At 53.9% G+C, this 19,057-nt stretch carries 15 protein-coding genes; all 15 read left to right on the plus strand.

Annotated features, from left to right (window positions below):
- Window positions 1-201: 201 nt before the first annotated feature.
- The 15 genes from TH5_RS07730 to TH5_RS07800 all read left to right on the plus strand — a co-directional run bounded on the left by TH5_RS07730 (window position 202) and on the right by TH5_RS07800 (window position 19,007).
- Entirely contained in the window at window positions 202-1,224 is a 1,023-nt protein-coding gene (locus TH5_RS07730; RefSeq protein WP_114121458.1) for a Fe(3+) ABC transporter substrate-binding protein, read from the plus strand.
- 12 nt (window positions 1,225-1,236) lie between these two features.
- A complete protein-coding gene (locus TH5_RS07735) occupies window positions 1,237-3,006 on the plus strand; it encodes an ABC transporter permease (protein ID WP_062949195.1) in 1,770 nt (589 codons plus the stop codon).
- Window positions 3,007-3,069: 63 nt separating this feature from the next.
- The gene (locus tag TH5_RS07740) at window positions 3,070-4,374 is read left to right on the plus strand and encodes a molybdopterin molybdotransferase MoeA (protein WP_114121367.1); all 1,305 of its coding nucleotides are present in this window, start codon (window positions 3,070-3,072) and stop codon (window positions 4,372-4,374) included.
- A 77-nt stretch (window positions 4,375-4,451) separates the two neighbouring features.
- Window positions 4,452-6,032, plus strand: a complete 1,581-nt coding sequence (locus TH5_RS07745) for an MBL fold metallo-hydrolase (protein ID WP_114121368.1) — start codon at window positions 4,452-4,454, stop codon at window positions 6,030-6,032.
- A gap of 126 nt (window positions 6,033-6,158) precedes the next feature.
- Window positions 6,159-7,361 carry a glycosyltransferase family protein gene (locus tag TH5_RS07750; protein ID WP_114121369.1) on the plus strand — a complete coding sequence of 401 codons (1,203 nt, stop codon included), beginning with the start codon at window positions 6,159-6,161 and terminating at the stop codon, window positions 7,359-7,361.
- A 21-nt stretch (window positions 7,362-7,382) separates the two neighbouring features.
- Window positions 7,383-8,651, plus strand: coding sequence for a glycosyltransferase family 4 protein (locus TH5_RS07755; protein WP_114121370.1), 1,269 nt, complete (start codon window positions 7,383-7,385; stop codon window positions 8,649-8,651).
- Between the two features lie 12 nt (window positions 8,652-8,663).
- Window positions 8,664-9,812, plus strand: a complete 1,149-nt coding sequence (locus TH5_RS07760) for a glycosyltransferase family 4 protein (RefSeq protein ID WP_114121371.1) — start codon at window positions 8,664-8,666, stop codon at window positions 9,810-9,812.
- The gene (locus TH5_RS07765) at window positions 9,809-10,414 is read left to right on the plus strand and encodes a histidine phosphatase family protein (protein WP_114121372.1); all 606 of its coding nucleotides are present in this window, start codon (window positions 9,809-9,811) and stop codon (window positions 10,412-10,414) included. The genes TH5_RS07760 and TH5_RS07765 overlap by 4 nt, the downstream gene beginning before the upstream one ends.
- Window positions 10,411-11,538: a glycosyltransferase family protein gene (locus TH5_RS07770; RefSeq protein ID WP_114121373.1), complete on the plus strand. Its 1,128-nt coding sequence runs from the start codon at window positions 10,411-10,413 to the stop codon at window positions 11,536-11,538. Before TH5_RS07765 ends, TH5_RS07770 begins: the two co-directional genes overlap by 4 nt.
- A complete protein-coding gene (locus TH5_RS07775; protein WP_062959723.1) occupies window positions 11,535-12,293 on the plus strand; it encodes a polysaccharide deacetylase family protein in 759 nt (252 codons plus the stop codon). Before TH5_RS07770 ends, TH5_RS07775 begins: the two co-directional genes overlap by 4 nt.
- Complete coding sequence (locus TH5_RS07780; protein WP_062959724.1) at window positions 12,284-12,898, plus strand: hypothetical protein; 615 nt, start codon at window positions 12,284-12,286, stop codon at window positions 12,896-12,898. Before TH5_RS07775 ends, TH5_RS07780 begins: the two co-directional genes overlap by 10 nt.
- Window positions 12,895-14,820, plus strand: a complete 1,926-nt coding sequence (locus TH5_RS07785) for an ABC transporter ATP-binding protein (protein WP_062949175.1) — start codon at window positions 12,895-12,897, stop codon at window positions 14,818-14,820. Before TH5_RS07780 ends, TH5_RS07785 begins: the two co-directional genes overlap by 4 nt.
- Complete coding sequence (locus TH5_RS07790; RefSeq protein WP_114121374.1) at window positions 14,817-16,766, plus strand: ABC transporter substrate-binding protein; 1,950 nt, start codon at window positions 14,817-14,819, stop codon at window positions 16,764-16,766. Before TH5_RS07785 ends, TH5_RS07790 begins: the two co-directional genes overlap by 4 nt.
- A gap of 76 nt (window positions 16,767-16,842) precedes the next feature.
- Entirely contained in the window at window positions 16,843-17,841 is a 999-nt protein-coding gene (locus tag TH5_RS07795) for an ABC transporter permease (protein WP_114121375.1), read from the plus strand.
- A complete protein-coding gene (locus tag TH5_RS07800) occupies window positions 17,838-19,007 on the plus strand; it encodes an ABC transporter permease (RefSeq protein WP_114121376.1) in 1,170 nt (389 codons plus the stop codon). Before TH5_RS07795 ends, TH5_RS07800 begins: the two co-directional genes overlap by 4 nt.
- Window positions 19,008-19,057 lie beyond the last annotated feature (50 nt).

A 19,057-nucleotide genomic window follows, 5' to 3' on the forward strand; every position in this document is an offset into this window, starting at 1 on the left:
CGGAAAGGGGCGGTAACCATTACCGTCCCTTTTTTTGTTGGCTAAACGGGTCCGGCTCCGTGCAGAGGCAGGAGGCCGACAAGGCGGTTATGTTCTATTCGCTCTTGCAAAAGAGGGCGGCTGCCCTTTAATTTCCCGGGCAGCGAGTACAAATCATTCTTACTTGCCTTCACGCTTTGCGACCATTTCAGGAGATTCATGATGACTTCACTGCGCAACAAGGTCTTTGGCATGATGGGCGCAGTGGTCGGATTGACGGCATTTCATGCGAATGCTGCCGAGGAAGTTAATGTCTATTCGCTGCGACAGCCTTTCCTGATAGAACCAATGTTCGAACAATTCACCAAGGAAACCGGCATTCGGGTCAACACACTGTTTTCCCAAAGCGGTCTGGTTGAACGCATCAAACATGAAGGCCGTAACAGTCCAGCCGACCTTTTGCTTACTGTTGATATTGGCCGTATTCAGGACGCCGTTGATGCCGATATAGCGACACCGCTTCAAAGCGATGTGATTGATGCCAATATCCCCGAACAGTTTCGTGATCAGGATCACCTGTGGGTCGGCCTGACCACCCGTGCACGTGTCCTTTATACGTCGCTTGATCGTGTGAAGCCCGACGCCATTGCGACATACGAAGAACTTGCCGATCCGGAATGGAAGGGGCGCATTTGTGTCCGTTCTGGAATGCATGTTTACAATATCGCACTGGTGGCCTCGATGATTGCCCGTCATGGCGAGGAATACACAAAAACCTGGCTTCAGGGACTGAAGGACAACCTTGCGCGCAAACCGCAAGGGGCGGATATCGATCAGATCGAGGCCGTATCCCAAGGCGTTTGCGATCTGGCAATCGGCAATTCCTATTATTACGGCAAGATGCTTGATGATCCAAACAAAGCCGATGCCGCCAAGGATGTTCGGATTGTTTTCCCCAATCAGGGCGACCGCGGCACGCATGTGAATATTTCGGGTGTGGCCCTGATAAAGAATGCGCCGAACAAGGAAAATGCGATCAAGCTGGTCGAATTTCTGTCCGGGGACGAGGCGCAGCACATGTATGCAGACGTGAACTTTGAATATCCGGTCAAGCCGGGGGTGGCTTGGTCGGAAATGGTTCGTTCCTGGGGCACATTCAAATCCGATACCCTGCCGCTTAACGAAGTTGCCAATAACCGTGGTGCGGCCATTCGTCTGATCGACGAAGTCGGCTTTAACGAATAGGGCGCAGCTCGCGTGAACAATTCCTGCCAGACCGAAGACGATCGCGATATCCGGCCTTCTGCCGTAACCGAGACGCTTGATCCGTTGCGCGAACGTTCGCTTGGAACCTCCATGCGCTGGCTGCCGCGCGGCCAATCAGGTCTTTGGCTGGCCGGGGCATTTATTATCGCACTTCTTGTCGCAACACCGTTGATTGCGGTTGTTTATCTGGCGTTGTTCCCAACGGAAAACATCTGGCCGCATCTGGCATCCACCATGTTGCCGCGATACCTGAAAAATACCGGTATCCTGATGCTGGGGGTTGGTATTGGCGTCACGTTGATCGGTGTTTCGGCGGCATGGGTCGTAACCATGTGTCGCCTGCCGGGTAAACGGTTCTTTGAATGGGCGATGCTGCTTCCGATGGCAGTTCCGGCCTACATTGTTGCCTATGTCTACACCGATCTTCTGGAATATGCCGGTCCGTTGCAGCGTCTTCTACGCGAGATTTTCGGCTGGCAAACCGCGCGTGATTACTGGTTTCCTGATATCCGGACCAAGGGCGGGGCGATACTGGTGCTTAGCCTGACGCTTTATCCCTATGTTTACATGCTGGCCCGGGCGGCCTTTTTGGCACAGTCGGTCTGTGTTCTCGAAGCTGCACGTGTTCTCGGGCGTTCGGCCTGGAACTCGTTCGTAACGGTTGCCTTGCCTTTGGCGCGTCCGGCTATCGTGGTTGGTGTCGTCATTGCGCTGATGGAAACCTTGAATGATTTCGGGACCATCGATTTCTTTGCTGTTCATACCCTGACGGCTGGTATTTTCAATGTCTGGCTCGGTATGGGAAATGCCGGCGGAGCTGCCCAGATCGCGCTGACCATGCTGGCGGTCGTGATTGTCCTGATCGTGGCTGAACGTTATTCACGCCGTCGCCAGCGTTTCCACGATACGACCAACCGCTTTCAGGAATTACCGGGTTATGAGCTTGGTCCGGTCGCCAAATTTTTTGCGCTGGCTGTCTGCATCCTGCCGATTGTGCTGGGTTTTGTGATCCCATCATTGGTGTTGGTCTACTATTCCGTTGGCTATTTTGATCAAAGCTGGACCGCCGATTTCTTTGAGTTTGCTGGCAATAGTTTGCTGGTATCGGGTCTTGCAACCTTTGTTGCGGTTGGTTGTGCTGTGTTCCTTGGCTATGCTTTGCGTCTTTTCCCGCAACCTCTTCTGCGGTTCTGCATTCGCATGGCATCGGTTGGTTATGCCGTGCCCGGGGCGGTTCTGGCGATCGGGGTTCTGATCCCGTTTGCCCGGTTTGATAACGCGGTTGATGCCATGATGCGCGAAACGTTTGGCATATCTACCGGCCTGCTTCTGAGCGGGACGGTCTTTGCCATTGTTTTTGCCTATGCTGTGCGTTTTATGGCGGTTTCCTATGGCTCTATTGAGGCTGCACTTGGCAAGGTCCGACCAAGCATGGATGACGCGGCCCGCACATTGGGCGAAAGCCCTTGGGGAACATTGAAGCGCATTCATTTTCCGATGGTGCGTGGCGGCATTCTGGCAGCGGCGGTTCTCGTCTTTGTGGACGCGATGAAGGAACTCCCGGCGACGCTGATCCTTCGGCCGTTCAATTTCGAAACACTGGCGACGCATGTCTATCAGTTCGCCAAGGATGAAATGATCGAACAGGCAGCCCTTGGTGCATTGACCATCGTCATTGTCGGTGTCGTTCCGGTGATTATGTTAAGTCGGGCTATTTCCCGATCCCGCCCGGGGCATGATGGTGCATCGTCGCGCCATTGACGTTCCCGTTCCGCCGGATCACTATCGCCGCTATATGATCCCGTTAAGTTCGACAGGCTGCTGATGACCACGTCACAAAATAATCCTGCCAATTCAGATATTTGCCACCAACCGGGACTGACGCGGCTTGAAGATGCGCTGCGTATTGCATTTGACGAAGTCGCTGTTCGTGCACCGGTAATTGAGGCGCCTCTTACTGATTGTTATGGGGCGATCCTGCGCAAGGATATCGTTGCCAGGGTCGACGTCCCGTCTGCGGATAACTCGGCAATGGATGGATATGCATTCTATCATGCCGACCTGCAGGAACTTGTCGGTAAAGTGGATGTGCAAATCACTGTCGGCGGTGTGTCGCTGGCGGGGCAGCCGTTTACGGGGAAAATCCCGCGTGGGCAGGCAATCCGCATCGCGACGGGGGCTGCCATTCCTGAGGGCGCAGATTGCATCATCATTCAGGAAAATGTCACGGCGAATGCCGATGAAACGCTTTTGACCGTTTCGCAGGATGTGGTCGCACAGACCCGCCAGCATCAACATATCCGTCGTCGCGGCGAAGATGTTGAGACTGGTGCGGTTATCCTGCCAGCCGGTAAACGCTTGCGCCCGCAGGATATCGCGGTTGCCGCCGGGCAGGGGTATCAGTCAGTGCTGGTGTCTAAGCCCTTGTCGGTTGCCGTTTTCTCGACCGGGGATGAACTGGCAAAGCCCGGAGATCCGCTGCCGCCCGGCGGCGTTTACGATTCTAACCGGTTTGCCATGATCGGCATGCTGCGCGCTTGCGGGTGCATGGTTACTGATCTTGGCCTTCTGGCTGATGATTTTGATGTGTTGAAAACCGCCTTAAAGGGGGCTGCCCAAACACATGATGTCATCATGACATCGGGTGGGGTATCTGTTGGTAAGGCGGATTTGTTGAAGCCTGTTGTAGATAGTCTTGGCGAAATTCAGGCATGGAAACTGGCAATCAAACCGGGCAAACCTTTGATGCGCGGTCGTATTGGGGATTGTGTTGTCATCGGCTTGCCGGGAAATCCGGTTTCGGTGATGGTTTCCGGGCTGCTTTATGCCATGCCGCTTCTTTCTCATATGATGGGGGCATCGGACGACGTTTGTGCGCCCCTGCGATTGCCGGCCATCGCAGGGTTTGACTTCAACCGTGGTACGGGGCGCCGCGAATGGCTGCGCGCCCGTCTGGTGCAGGATGACGATGGGCAATGGGTTGCCATGACTTACCATTCGGCGAGTTCCGGCATGTTATCCTCGATGGTGTGGGCCGAAGGCCTGATCGAAATCGCCGAGGATTGCGGGCAGGTCAGAAAGGGTGATCAGGTACTCTATCTGCCATTCGGTGGTTTGCAGGCATTTTAAAAACTGATCCAGATCATGGAATTTGCATCCTTTTCCGGTGATGTTTAACAAAACAACGGAACAAGGGTGGAAAGCGGATGACTGTATCAGTGACTTTTTGTGGGGCTGCGGGTGGTGTCACCGGTTCATGTTATCTACTGCGCACCGACAGTGGCGACATTGTTGTCGATTGCGGCATGTTTCAGGGCAGCAAGACAGTTCGCGAACTGAACTATGGGGCTTTCCCGTTCAAGGTTGCTGACATTCGTGGCGTGCTTTTGACCCATGCGCATATCGATCATTCCGGCTTACTTCCCAAACTGGTAAAGGCAGGTTTTAACGGGCCGATTTATGCGACGGAACCGACCTGCGATCTTCTGACCTATATGCTGCCTGATTCAGGTTACATTCAGGAAACCGAGGTCGAACGCCTTAACCGCCGTAATGTTCGGCGCGGTCGACCGGAAGTCACCCCGATCTATACCCGTGAAGATGCGGAAAAGACTCTCAAACGGTTGCAACCCGTCGACTATCATGAATGGCGTGAAGTTCTGCCGGGCTTGCGGGCGCGCTACTGGGATGCCGGGCATCTTTTGGGATCCGCTTCGATAGAAATCGAAGTGGATGATGAGGCCCCAGACGGTGAGCCACGTACCCTGCGGCTGCTGTTTTCTGGCGATATCGGCACGGGCGAGGCGGTGTTTAACGATGCGCCCGAAGGGCCGAAAAACATCGATTATCTGTTTGTTGAATCCACCTATGGTGATCGCAATCGCCCCGAAGTCAGCGATGCAGAGCGCCGCGAAATGCTGGCTGTCGAGGTTCGCCAAGCCATTCAGGCCGGCGGTAATCTTGTAATCCCGAGTTTCGCGGTGGCTCGTACACAGGAACTGCTTGTCGATCTGGCGACCCTGTTTAATCGTGGAAAACTTCCCAAGGCGGATGTTTTTGTCGATAGCCCGCTGGCCCAGCGTGCGACCGAGGTTTTTGCCAAGCATCTCTCCCATGATGATGCACGTGCCCTGGCCCATCCCAATTTTCATATGGTGCCCGATGTTGAGGCAAGCATGCAGTTGGCAAGGGTCAGAAGCGGCGCGATCATTTTGTCGGCAAGTGGCATGTGCGATGCCGGGCGCATTCGCTATCATTTGAAAAACAATCTGTGGCGGCCGGAATGCACGGTGCTGATGGTCGGTTTTCAGGCTGCCGGGTCGTTGGGCCGTGTGCTGCAGGGCGGGGCAAAGCATGTCCGCATTCATGGTGATGAAGTCGATGTGCACGCCCGAATCAGGACGCTTGATATCTATTCCGGACACGCCGATCAGGACATGCTGCTGCGCTGGACAAAGGAAAGGATGCCGATATCGCGGCGCATTTTCCTGACCCACGGCGAAGACGGGGCGCGCGCCGCTTTGCAACAGGCCATGATCAATAACGGGATCGAAGAAAGCAAAATTGCACTCCCGGTGCTTGATGACACCGTGACGCTCAAACGCGGGCAGGCAAAACAGGCCGAATTCAAACCGCGCCTGCCTGTTGGCGAGATGTCCCGTGATGACTGGCACAACCGCTATGCCCATAGTGTTACAGAACTTTCTGAAAAACTTCGTGCACTCGACAGCAACGAAAAACGCGAAGCCCTGCTCGAAAAAGTCTTGCAAGATATCGCATCGGCATGAGAGCAATAGCCCGATGGCAGGTTGGAAATACCGTAAAATACGGAAATGCTTGCCAACGGGCGATATCGTGTCACCCTATATCGGGTTGAGAAGGTATCGAAGGACACTACGAGAGCGGGCGGATATATGTCGATCGTGGGGAATACCGGCTATCGTGTTCTGATCTATAGCCACGATACATTCGGCTTGGGCCATTTGCGCCGCTGCCGGACCATTGCGCATGCGCTTGTTTCGCGTCGGGACGATGTATCTGTGCTGATCCTTTCCGGATCGCCGATCATCGGCAGTTTCGAATTCCGTTCGCGAGTCGACTTTGTGCGCATTCCGGGCGTGATCAAGCTCTCGAATGGCGAATACACGTCGCTTAATCTGAATATTGATGTCGATCAGACGCTGGCGATGCGTGAATCCATTATTCAGCATACTGCCGATGTGTTTAATCCCGATCTGTTCATCGTCGACAAGGAACCGCTTGGCTTGCGCGGTGAAGTTGAATCGACACTTCAGATGTTGCGCCACCGTCGCACGCGCCTTGTCATGGGCTTGCGCGACGTGATGGATGACCCGGTCAATCTGCGTGAAGAATGGGATCGCAAAAAATGCGTTCCGGCTCTGGCCGACCTTTACGACGAAATCTGGGTCTATGGCCTCAAAGACATCTGTAATCCGCTTGAAGGCATTGATCTGCCGCCGGGTGTCGAAGAAAAAATGACCTATACCGGATATTTACCGCGTACCGCGACGCGCAAACCGACCCCGGAACATGGCGCGCTTGGTCTTGAGGAACCCTATTATCTCGTCACGACCGGTGGTGGCGGGGACGGGGTTAATCTGGTTGATTGGGTGATCAGTGCCTATGAGGCCGATCCTGATATTCCTGTTCCTTCGCTTGTCGTGCTGGGGCCGTTCATGGCACCAAATGACCAGCAGGCGTTCATGGAACGCGCGGAAAAGATCGATAAGCTTTCGGTCATTACCTTCGATGCCAATGTCGAAATGCTGATGGATCGGTCTGCCGGTGTGATCGCAATGGGTGGCTACAATACGTTTTGTGAAATCCTGTCCTTTGACAAACCGGCAATCATTGTGCCGCGAACCGTGCCGCGGCTTGAACAATATGTTCGCGCGTCGGCTGCCGAAAAACTTGGTCTGGTCAAAATGCTGACCGAAGATAGCGGGCGTCCGCCGATGCAGATGGCCGAAGCCCTTCGTGGTCTGATTGATCAGCCAAAGCCGTCACATGTAACCGTACCAAACCTGATGGGTGGCCTTGATAGTGTTGGCGATCAGGTTGAACGCTGGCTGCCGCCGCAGCTTGCTGCCGAGTAAGATTTTCCGGGATAACAACAGATGACATGCGACAAGCTTGCAATCGTGGTGAAAGGATATCCACGATTGTCGGAAACCTTTATTGCCCAGGAAATCCTCGGTATTCAGCAAGCAGGTATTCCTTATCGTATTGTATCACTGCGTCATCCGACCGATAAAAAACGCCACCCGGTCCACGAAAGGATCACGGCTGAAATTGATTACCTGCCGGAATATGTCTATCAGGAACCGATGCGCGTGTTTCGCGGCTGGCTAAAGGCCCGCAAAATGCCGGGATATCGTCGGGCAAGAAATATCTGGTGGCAGGACTATCGCCGGGATCGCACACCGAACCGCGCCCGTCGTTTTGCGCAAGCATTGGTAATGGCGGCGGAGCTGCCGGACGATATCACGCGCATCTATGCCCATTTCCTGCATACCCCGGCATCGGTTGCGCGATATACAGCGATGATGCGCGGTCTTCCGTGGTGTTGTTCTGCACATGCCAAGGATATCTACACCAGCGAAGATTGGGACATGCGTGAAAAGCTGGCCGATATGGATTGGCTGGTGACCTGCACGAAGGCCAATGTCGACCATCTGCAAAAGCTGGCCGATGATCCGGCCAAGGTGAATTTGCTTTATCACGGCCTTGATTTTTCCCGTTTCCCCGAAGATTTTCCGGACCGGATGCCCCGTGACGGCCGGGATTCCGAACATCCGGTAACGATTCTGTCGGTTGGTCGGCTGGTAGGGAAAAAGGGTTATGACGATCTTCTGCGTGCACTTGCCGATTTACCCAAGGATCTGCATTGGCGGTTTGTTCATATTGGTGGTGGCAATGGCGATAAATACAAATCGCTCGCGACCGATCTTGGAATTTCAGATCATTGTGACTGGCAGGGGCCGCGTGACCAGAAAGAAGTGATTGCGGGCTGTCAGTCCGCCGATCTGTTCGTTCTGGCAAGCCGGGTGGAACAGGATGGTGATCGTGACGGATTGCCCAATGTCCTGATGGAAGCACAGCTTTGCGGTCTGGCGGCGGTTTCAACGGCAATTTCAGCCATTCCGGAACTGATTACCGATGGCCTTAACGGCAAACTTGTTCCCGAACGTGATCCCAAATCATTGTCCTTGGCAATGGCTGAATTGATTGCCAATCCGGCGTTGCGCGATCAGATGGGGCGCAAGGGCAACGAAATCGTTCGACGGGATTTCTCATTCTATACCGGCATGAAGGAACTGGCATATCGCTTTGGTGTTGATGCACCGGTAGCCAGAACTGCCGCGCAACAACCGGCAGCGGAGTAGGGGACGGCAAACGTGCAGATCGCCTTTTATGCACCGTTAAAGCCGATTGATCATCCGATACCATCCGGGGATCGCCTGATGGCGCGCCTTCTGTGTGAAGCGCTAGCGCAAGCCGGACATAAAGTTGATATCGCATCGCGCCTGCGCAGCCGGGTTGGCGATGGCAATATCCTGCGTCAGGCGCAAATCGCCGAACTGGCATCAAAGCTGGTCGCGCGGCTATTGCGGCAATATCAGAACGGCAAACGCAAACGCCCCGACATCTGGTTTACCTACCATCTTTATTACAAGGCCCCGGACTGGATTGGCCCGGTGATCGCGAAAGCGCTGGATATCCCTTATGTCGTAGCCGAGGCATCCTTCGCCCCTAAACGTGCAAACGGCCCCTGGGCGCAAAGCCACGCAGCCGTTGAACATGCCCTGCGATGTGCCAGTTCGGTATTCTCCCTAAATCAGGCGGATATGGAATGTCTGGCGCCGATATGTGCTCAGGACCGGTTGCATTATCTCGCACCCTTTACTCATACCGAAAACTGGCATGCTGCCGATCGCGGTGAAATCGATCCCGATAAACCGGTTCAGTTGGTGACAACCGCAATGATGCGGCCGGGCGATAAGCTGAAATCTTACGAGTTGCTGGCAGCCGCACTTGGCAGGCTCAATGCGCACAATGTGATAAACTGGCATCTGACCGTAATCGGCGACGGTCCGGCCCGCGTCGACGTTGAAGCGGCTTTTGAACGGCACGCAATCAGCCCCGATCAGCTTGATTTCGCCGGTCTTTGCGATACCGATCACACGCGTATCATTCTTGCGCGATCTGACATGTTCGTCTGGCCAGCGATCAACGAGGCCTATGGTATGGCGCTCCTCGAGGCACAGGCGGCAGCATTGCCTGTTCTGGCGGGCGACTGTGGTGGTGTTTCGGGTATTGTTGCGGATGGCAAAACTGGATGGTTGGTACCGGTTGGCGATATTGATGCGTTCGCAGGCAAACTTGCCGAGTGCCTGGCATCAGACCGATACAGTGCCTTGCGCGATATGGGGCAATTCGCCTCGCAGAAAGCAGAACAGATGCATACAATAACCGCTGCGGCCAAAGAGCTTGGTAATGTCCTGCATGATGTGGTGGAAAGTCACGGGAAACGGAAACAGGGATGAGCAGCTTTCATTTTGCCCTGTTACGGCATGGCGTTACCGCGTGGAATGCAGAAAGACGTATTCAGGGCCAAAGCGATATTCCTCTGCTTCCCGAAACTGTTGACGAATATCGCAGCCTTCAGTTGCCCCAAAAATGGTGTGCTGTTCCATGGCGGGTCAGTCCGTTGATCCGGACAATCCAAACAGCAGACGCACTGGCGATTGACGGTGTTTCACCCGATGAGCATTGGATCGAGATGAACTGGGGTGATTGGGAAGGGAAAAAGCTATCTGATCTGCGCCGTGATCTTGGTGCGCAAATACAGGAAAATGAAGATCGCGGCTGGGACTTTCGTCCGGATGGAGGGGAAAGCCCGCGCGATGTCCTTTCCCGAGTTGAGGTCGCATTGGCTAGCAATCGTGACGGTAATTTTGGTGTCGTGACACATAAGGGCATTATTCGTGCAGTTTATGCTGCGGCATGCGGTTGGAATATGATGGGAAAAAGCCCGGACAAACTCGATTGGAAAGCCGTTCATGTCTTTTCCTGGTCTTCCGATGACGGGCTTGGCATCGTTGATCTGAATTGTCCGCTTCTTGAACGGGACGGAACAACCACATGAGCGACATTCTGATCTATGTTCAGCATCTGCTTGGCATCGGCCATGTCCGACGCGTTGCCCTGATCAATGCGGAACTTTGCAGGCTGGGCATGACAACAACTGTTGTCACCGGAGGTATCCCGGATGCCTCATTGGATTTTGGCAGCGATAATGTGATCCAGCTTCCCCCTTGCCGAACCGCAGATAGCGGTTTTTCCGGATTGATCGATGAAGTCGGCAACCCGGTTGATGAGGCATGGAAGCAACGGCGAAAGCAGGCTCTGTTTGATGCGTTCAATGTCGTTGCGCCCAAGCTTTTAATGGTCGAAATGTTCCCGTTTGGCCGTCGGGCCTTCCGGTTTGAATTGTTGCCGTTACTCGATAAGGCCGGGCAGGCGGGGATTCCCCGTATCTGTTCCGTTCGTGACCTTCTGGTGCGCAAATCCGATCGTTCGAAAGAAGCATGGATGCGTGATATCGCGCGCAGCCATTTTGACCGTGTGCTGGTTCACGGCGATCCGGCGCTTTTTGATTTCGGTCGCAGCTTCCCGTTTGCCAATGATATCGCCGATTTGATCGAATATACCGGCTATGTCGCACCCAAAGCCGATTTTGCGGCAGGCGAAAGAAAGGGTGTTCTTGTTTCTGCCGGTGGTGGCGCGGTCGGAACTGCATTGATTGAGGCGGCAATTGCTGCGCGTCCACTATCCAGCCGCTTTGCCGATCAGCCTTGGGATATCGTGGCCGGGCCGCATTTCCCGCGTGAAGCATTCCAGCGCCTTGAGGAAAACCTGCCGACAGGGATAAACTTGCATCGCTTTTTGCCGGATTTCCGTGAACGCATGGCACATGCCTGTGTTTCCGTCTCGCAGGCAGGCTATAATACCTTGATGGATGTTCTGGCGACGGGAACCGCATCGGTCATGGTTCCATTCGCCGATGGTGGTGAAAGCGAACAGGCTGAACGTGCTGCTATTTTGGCGGGAAAGAACGTACTGTCGTTGCTTGATCCCGACGATTTGAATCCACAATCATTGGCAAATCAAATAGATCGGGCGAAGAATCCTGTTAAATTAGATATATCTCTGGACGGGGCAGGGATAACTGCGGCTAAACTCGCAGAAAGAATAAGAGGGAAGGCATGAGCACCTGGGATCAACTTCGCGCAGAGCTGGATCTGTGGCAGTCCGAAGAACGGATTGCCACGATGTGGTGGCGTGACGACGATGCGGTTGCAGTTACGCCAGCCCTGGAAACCCTTCTTGCCTTCGAGCAGGATCATGGGGTTCCTTTGGCTCTTGCCGTGATCCCGGCTGATCTTGAACACGATCTTGTACTGCGTCTGGCAGAAACACTTGATACCCGGGTGTTGCAACATGGCTGGTCGCATACCAACCATATGCCTGCAGGTCGCAAAAAGCAGGAACTGGACGATGTTCGTGATATCGGTGCGGTTGTCACCGATATTCGCCGTGGGTTTGACGTTCTGTCATCACAGTTTGGCAACCGTTTCCTGCCCGTCATGGTGCCGCCATGGAACCGCATCGCCGATGACGTCATGAGGGCTTTGCCATCACTTGGTCTGCGCGGTATCAGCACGTTTAACGCGCGATCAGATGCCTATCCCGTTCCGGGGCTCCTGATGGTCAATACGCATGTCGACGTGATTGACTGGCGCGGAACGCGTGGTTTTGCGGGCGAAGATCAATGCATCAATGCGATGATTTCCCATTTGTCAGCACGTCGGAACGGTGTGGTGGATGACGCGGAAGCCACCGGGCTTCTGACCCACCATCTGGTTCACGACGATGCAACAACACGATTTCTTGAAAACCTGTTTTCGTTTGAGCATGCGGCGCTCAAATGGTTGCGAATTCCCGGAGTTTTCCCATGGCAATAAGCCCTATCGAAGAAACCGGCGGTGTTGAAACAGCCGATCCGGTCAAACCGGCTGGTGTGCGTGATCGTGATGTGCAGATCATGGGATATCCACCAAGACTTATGGCTCCGGATATGGCGAAATCGGTGGCTGGCCTGCTGATTTGTGGTGTTATCGCATTGATCCCTGAAATGTTGCCGATCATTCAGTGGACTGCCGCGGGGCTTGCATTGCTGTTTGTTGTCTATTTCGTCCGCACCTTACTAAGGTTTCAATCAAAGATTTATGTCTCGGAATATGGTATCCGAATCAGCAACTTGCGTGGCGGTACGGCGTTCGCCTGGTCGGAACTTTCCAAATTCCGGTTGCGTTATTTCTCTACCCGTCGCGATGGCAAAAAGGGATGGTTTGAACTTACCCTGCAGGCAGGGGATGCAAAAATCGTCACAGAATCAACATTGGACGGTTTTGATGATCTGCTTGAAATTGCCCGGGATTGGGCCAAAGATAACCAGTTACTGGTCGACGACATAACAAGAACCAATCTGATGCGCATGGATGAGGCCGAAACAATGGTCCAGGCAGCCGCATCAAGTCGGGCAGGCGGCATTGGCGAGGGAAGATGACCGATATACTGCGTATCCGTGACTTGAAAGTCGAATTCGTTTTGCCCCATATGCGGGTCAAGGCGGTCGAAAATGTAAGCTTTCGCATTGGTGCGCAGGAAACCGTGGCTCTTGTCGGGGAGTCCGGATCGGGAAAAACCACCATTTCCCAGGCAATTATGGGATTGCTACCCAAATCGGCACAGATTACCAACGGATCAATTGTGTTCGCGGATCCGAAAAAGCCCGGTACACGGGTCGACATCGCAATGCTGGATCGCTCGGGTGCTGAAATGCGCTCCATTCGTGGTGGCCGTATTTCGATGATTTTTCAGGAACCGATGAGTTCCCTTTCGCCGCTTCATACCATTGGTGATCAGATTTGCGAGGCAGTCCGCCTTCATCGCAAGGTCGGGACGGGCGAGGCCAAGGAGCTTGCCCGCGAAATGCTGGAACTTGTCGGGTTTCCCAATCCGAAAAGGTCGTTAAAGACATATCCGTTCGAACTGTCTGGTGGTTTACGCCAGCGTGCGATGATTGCCATGGCGATGGTATGTCGTCCGGCCCTGCTGGTTGCGGATGAACCGACAACTGCACTTGACGTGACGATACAGGCCCAGACACTTCGCCTGATCAAGGATATGCAGTCGGAACTGCAAATGTCTGTTCTGCTGATTACCCATGATCTTGGTGTGGTCGCCAATATGGCAGACCGAATGGTGGTGGTTTATGACGGTCGGGTTGTGGAAAGCGGTTTGACGCATGATGTTTTTGTCAATCCGGGACACCTCTATACCCAGTCGCTACTCTCTGCCGTCCCGCATTTCGATATGGGGCCCGATGAACGCCTGCGCCCGTTGCGCGAAATCAAGCCCAAAGTCGATAGTCTGCTGACTTTCTGCGGGGACAAGGATTCTTCGGGCGAGGGGGATGTTCCACCGTCTCTGGCATTGCATCCGGCAATGGCGAGCGAACCGGTTTTGGCCGTCCGTCACCTTTATAAAAGCTTTGCCGTCCGCAAGGGCAACTGGTTCAAGGCCGAGGAACAGGAAATTGCCGCTGTTGCCGATGTATCGCTGACGATCAATCGCGGCGAATGTGTTGGTCTGGTTGGGGAAAGCGGCTGCGGTAAAACCACTCTTTCCAAATTGATCATGCGGGCGATGGCACCTGATAGCGGTTCAATCCTGTTTCGTGGTGAAAGCGGTCAGATGACCGAATTGACCGGTTTGAACGAAGATCAGCTCAATCCATATCGAAAGCGTATCCAGTTTGTGTTTCAGGACCCGTTCGGCTCGCTTAATCCGCGCATGACCGTGCAGGATATCATCACGGAACCGATGATCATTCATGGTATCGGTGACACATCCTATCGCAAGAAAATGGTGCTGGAACTGATGGAACTGGTGGGGCTTGATCCACGGTTCCTGAACCGCTATCCGCACAGTTTTTCCGGTGGGCAGCGGCAGCGCATTGGCATCGCGCGCGCCCTTTCACTTAAGCCGGACCTTTTGATTTTTGATGAACCGACATCTGCACTTGATGTGTCTGTTCAGGCGCAAATCCTGAACCTTCTAAAGGATTTGCAGCGTGAACTTAAACTGACATACATGTTTATTTCGCACAACCTGGCAGTGGTTGATTATATCGCGGACCGGATTGCGGTGATGTGCGCTGGGCGGATTGTTGAGTCGGCACCGCGCGAACAGTTGTTCAGAAACCCCGTTCATCCCTATACCCAGGCATTGCTTAATGCCGTGCCATTTGCCGATCTTGATCATCTTCTGGATTTCACCAAGATCGTCGATGGCAAGGCTTCAGATCCGCGCCGCTGGCCTGCGCCCTTTACCATTGATGCGCAGTCGGACCCCCGTATGGTCCAGTTTGCCGAAGATCATTTTGTCCGTGCCGCACGTGCCGACTATCAGGAGATCGCCATATGAACCCGATTATTGTTCCTGCGTTCTCTGAGGGGTGGTTCAACAGGTCACGCAATAAACGTGCACGCACAGGCCTTGGGGGGATGATTCTGGCGGGAATAATATCGCTTGGCAGCCCGGCACTGGCTGAAATCCCGTATTTCAAGGATGCCGTGTCGAAAGGTGAACTGCCACCGATGGCGGAACGCCTGCCCGAACATCCCAAGGTCATCGACTTTACCGCCGAAAACAAGGAAATCGGTAAATATGGTGGTGATCTGGTTACCATCATGGGGCGTTCGCGTGATATTCGCATGGCGGTTGTATATGCATATGCCCGCCTGATCGGCTATGATGAAGACCTCAATCTGAAGCCCGACATTCTTGAAAGACTGGATGTTAACGATGCGGGCAATGAATTTACCCTGCATATTCGTAAAGGCCACAAATGGTCTGACGGCGAGCCGTTCACGGCCGAGGACTTCCGCTATTTCTGGGAAGATATCGTCAATAATGATGAACTGTTTCCTGTTGGTCCGCCCCGGTTCCTGTTCGTTGGCGATGAACCGGCAACCTTCGAAGTCCTCGATGAATATACCGTTCGTTACAGCTGGTCCCAGCCCAACCCGTTCTTCCTGACGGAACTGGCGGCAACGCGTCCGCCTTTCATTTATCGTCCGGCGCATTACCTCAAACAGTTTCACGAAGATTACCGTGATGCCGCCGAACTTGATGCGATTGTCAAAGAACGTGGTTTGCGAAGCTGGGCGGTGCTCCATACTGACAAGGACCGTCCCTACAGGCTTGAAAATATTGAACGTCCATCGCTGGAGCCATGGCTGATCCGGACCGAAGAACCGTCTGACCGCTTCATCTTTGAGCGCAATCCTTACTATCATCGCGTTGATCCGGACGGCAATCAGTTGCCCTATATCGACCGGATGATCTTCAATATCTCCAACGCGAAACTGGTTCCGGCCAAGGTCGGTGCGGGCGAGGTCGACCTGCAAAGCCGTATTCTGTCACTGCAGGATTACACCTTCCTCAAACAGTCCGAGCCACAACAAAACTTCAAGGTTAACCTTTGGGATGTTGGTTACGGTGCCTATGCCGCACTTTATCCGAACCTGACCTGTTCCGACCCGGTTTGGCGGAAATTGCTGCGCGATGTGCGTTTTCGTCGGGCACTGTCGCTTGCCATTAACAGAACCGAGATCAACCGGGTGATGTTCTTTGGTCTGGCGACACCAACCAACAATACGGTTCTGCCCAAAAGCCCGCTTTTCAAACCGGAATATCGCGAAAGCTACATTAAGTTCGATGTGAAGAAAGCCAATGCGTTGCTCGATGAAATTGGCCTGACCAAGCGCAATGGTGACGGTATCCGTTTGATGCCCGATGGTCGTCCGCTTGAAATCATTGTCGAGACCATGGGCGAAAATCCTGAACATGATGACATGCTAGAACTGATCGGCGACAGTTGGAAACAGATCGGTGTGAAACTGTTCGTCAAGGGATTGCAGCGCGAAGTTCTGCGTAATCGCGCTTATAGCGGTGAGACCGTCATGTCGATTTTTAATGGTGTTGATAGCGGTCTTGCAACGCCTGCAACCGTTCCGTCCGAATTCGTTCCGATCCAGCAGGATAGCCTGCAATGGCCGAAATGGGGGCAGTATTTCCAGACCAATGGCGAGGCAGGCGAGGCACCGGATTTACCTGCTGCAAAGGAACTCATGGAACTTTATGGCAAATGGGTGAAGGGCAATGAAACTGCCCGCAAGGAAGCCTGGCAAGGCATTCTTGATATTAATGCGGAAAACATGTTTTCGATTGGTCTGATTGGTAATGTGCCGCAGCCGGTTGTGGTCCGCAATGATTTGCGGAATGTACCTGAGAAAGGGATACACAGCTGGGAACCGGGCGCGTTCTTTGGTATTTACCGTCCCGATACATTCTGGTGGGACCGTTGATCGCAGTGGTCTGAAATCGAACGCATCATTCCGGGCAGGGAAACCGGGCGATGCGTCAGGGGGAGCTTAACCGCCGATGCTGACTTTCTTGGCAAGACGGCTTTTTGTCATGATGCCCACGCTGTTTTTTATCAGCGTGCTGGTGTTTGTCATCATTCAACTGCCGCCGGGCGACTTCCTGTCCACCTATCTGAATGAACTGCAGGCACAGGGCGAGGCGGTTGATCCCGCCAAGATTGCTTTCCTCAAACAGCAATACGGTCTCGATCAACCGATCTGGCAGCAATATTTCGATTGGGCTTGGGGATTACTGCATGGCGATCTTGGTTTTTCCTTCGAATATAACCTTCCGGTCACCGAGGTGGTCGGGGATCGCCTTTGGCTTTCGGTCGTTCTGAATTTCAGCACGGTTCTGTTCATCTATATCGTCAGCTTCCCGATCGGGATCTATTCGGCCACCCGTCAATATAGCTGGGGCGATTATGGCTTTACCTTGCTCGGCTTTCTTGGTCTTGCCATGCCGAACTTCCTGTTTGCGCTGATTCTGCTTTATTACGCCAACGTGGTTTTCGGAACCTCTATCGGTGGGTTGATGGACCCGGAATTCATCAATCAGGGCTGGTCCTTTGCAAAGGTCATGTCGGTCGCTGAACATCTTTGGGCGCCGGTTCTGGTGATCGGAACGTCGGGTACGGCGTCGATGATCCGGCGTCTGCGTGCCAATCTGCTTGATGAACTGAGCAAACAATATGTTGTGACGGCCCACGCCAAGGGCTTATCGCCAGTGCGTGTTCTGTTCAAATACCCGCTTCGCATGGCACTGAACCCGTTTATCGCCGATATCGGCAATATCCTGCCGCAGGTCGTATCGGGCTCTGTGCTGGTATCTGTTGTGATGTCGCTGCCAACCACCGGGCCGATGCTGCTTGCCGCCCTGCAAAGTCAGGACATGTATCTGGCAGGATCATTCCTGATGTTTCTGGCTCTTCTGACCGTGGTTGGCATGTTTGTGTCTGATCTGCTTCTTGCCTGGCTTGATCCCCGAATTCGCCTGCAGGGAGGGGTATCACAATGAGCCGCAGCGACGATAAACGTAACGAGCATTTCATTGATACCGCGCCTTTTGATCCTTGGGATCGCGAGGAACTGACAGCCGCGCAGGAAAAATACTATCTCGCGTCGCAGTGGCAGCTGATCTGGTGGCGGCTTAAACGCCATCGGTTGGCTTATGTTTCGCTGATCATTCTGGCGATTATGTATGCATCCGTTTTCATCGTTGAAATCCTCGCACCCTATGCGCAGGAAACACGAAACTCGGAATATATCCATCACCAGCCACAGGCGATCCATCTGTTCCATGACGGAAAATTTGTCGGGCCCTTTACCTATGGCACTGATTTCTCGATTGATATGGAAACGCTGAAACCGATCTATACGCCAAGCGACAGCCGCATCGAAAAAATCCGCTTCTTCTGCTCCGGTGATCCCTATGAATTCTGGGGCCTGTTCGAAGCCGATTTTCATGTGATGTGCCCGGCCGAGGACGGAACCCTGTTCCTGCTGGGCACGGATCGGCTGGGGCGCGATATGCTGTCACGGATGATTTACGGCGCACGCGTGTCGCTGACCATTGGTCTGGTTGGTATAGCGGTCAGTTTCATTCTCGGCATTCTTATTGGCGGGGCGGCGGGGTATTACGGCGGCTGGGTCGATGCAACAGCCCAGCGCCTGATCGAAGTCATCCGTTCCATGCCCGAAATCCCGCTATGGATGGCGTTGTCGGCGGCATTACCGGTGACCTGGAGCCCGGTTCTGATTTATTTCGGGATCACGATCATTCTGGGCCTTATCGACTGGACAGGACTTGCCCGTGCGGTGCGCTCGAAACTTCTGGCACTACGCGAAGAAGACTATGCGCTTGCCGCGCGCCTGATGGGGGCAAAGCCCAAACGCATCATTGCCCGCCATCTGCTGCCGAACTTTGCCAGTCATCTGATCGCATCGGTAACCCTTTCGATCCCTAACATGATCCTTGGTGAAACGGCGCTCAGTTTCCTTGGTCTTGGCCTGCGCGCACCAGTCACCAGTTGGGGCGTGCTTCTAAACGAGGCCCAGAACATCAACGCCGTTGCCGTCTATCCATGGCTGATGTTGCCAGTCGTGCCGGTCGTGATCGTCGTTCTGGCGTTCAACTTCCTTGGCGATGGCCTGCGCGACGCGGCTGATCCTTACAAGAACTGATCATCCTGCCATATGCAAAACAGCCCGCCATCTATTGGCGGGCTGTTTTG

This window comes from Thalassospira xianhensis MCCC 1A02616, assembly GCF_003326475.1.
Lineage (GTDB): Bacteria > Pseudomonadota > Alphaproteobacteria > Rhodospirillales > Thalassospiraceae > Thalassospira > Thalassospira xianhensis.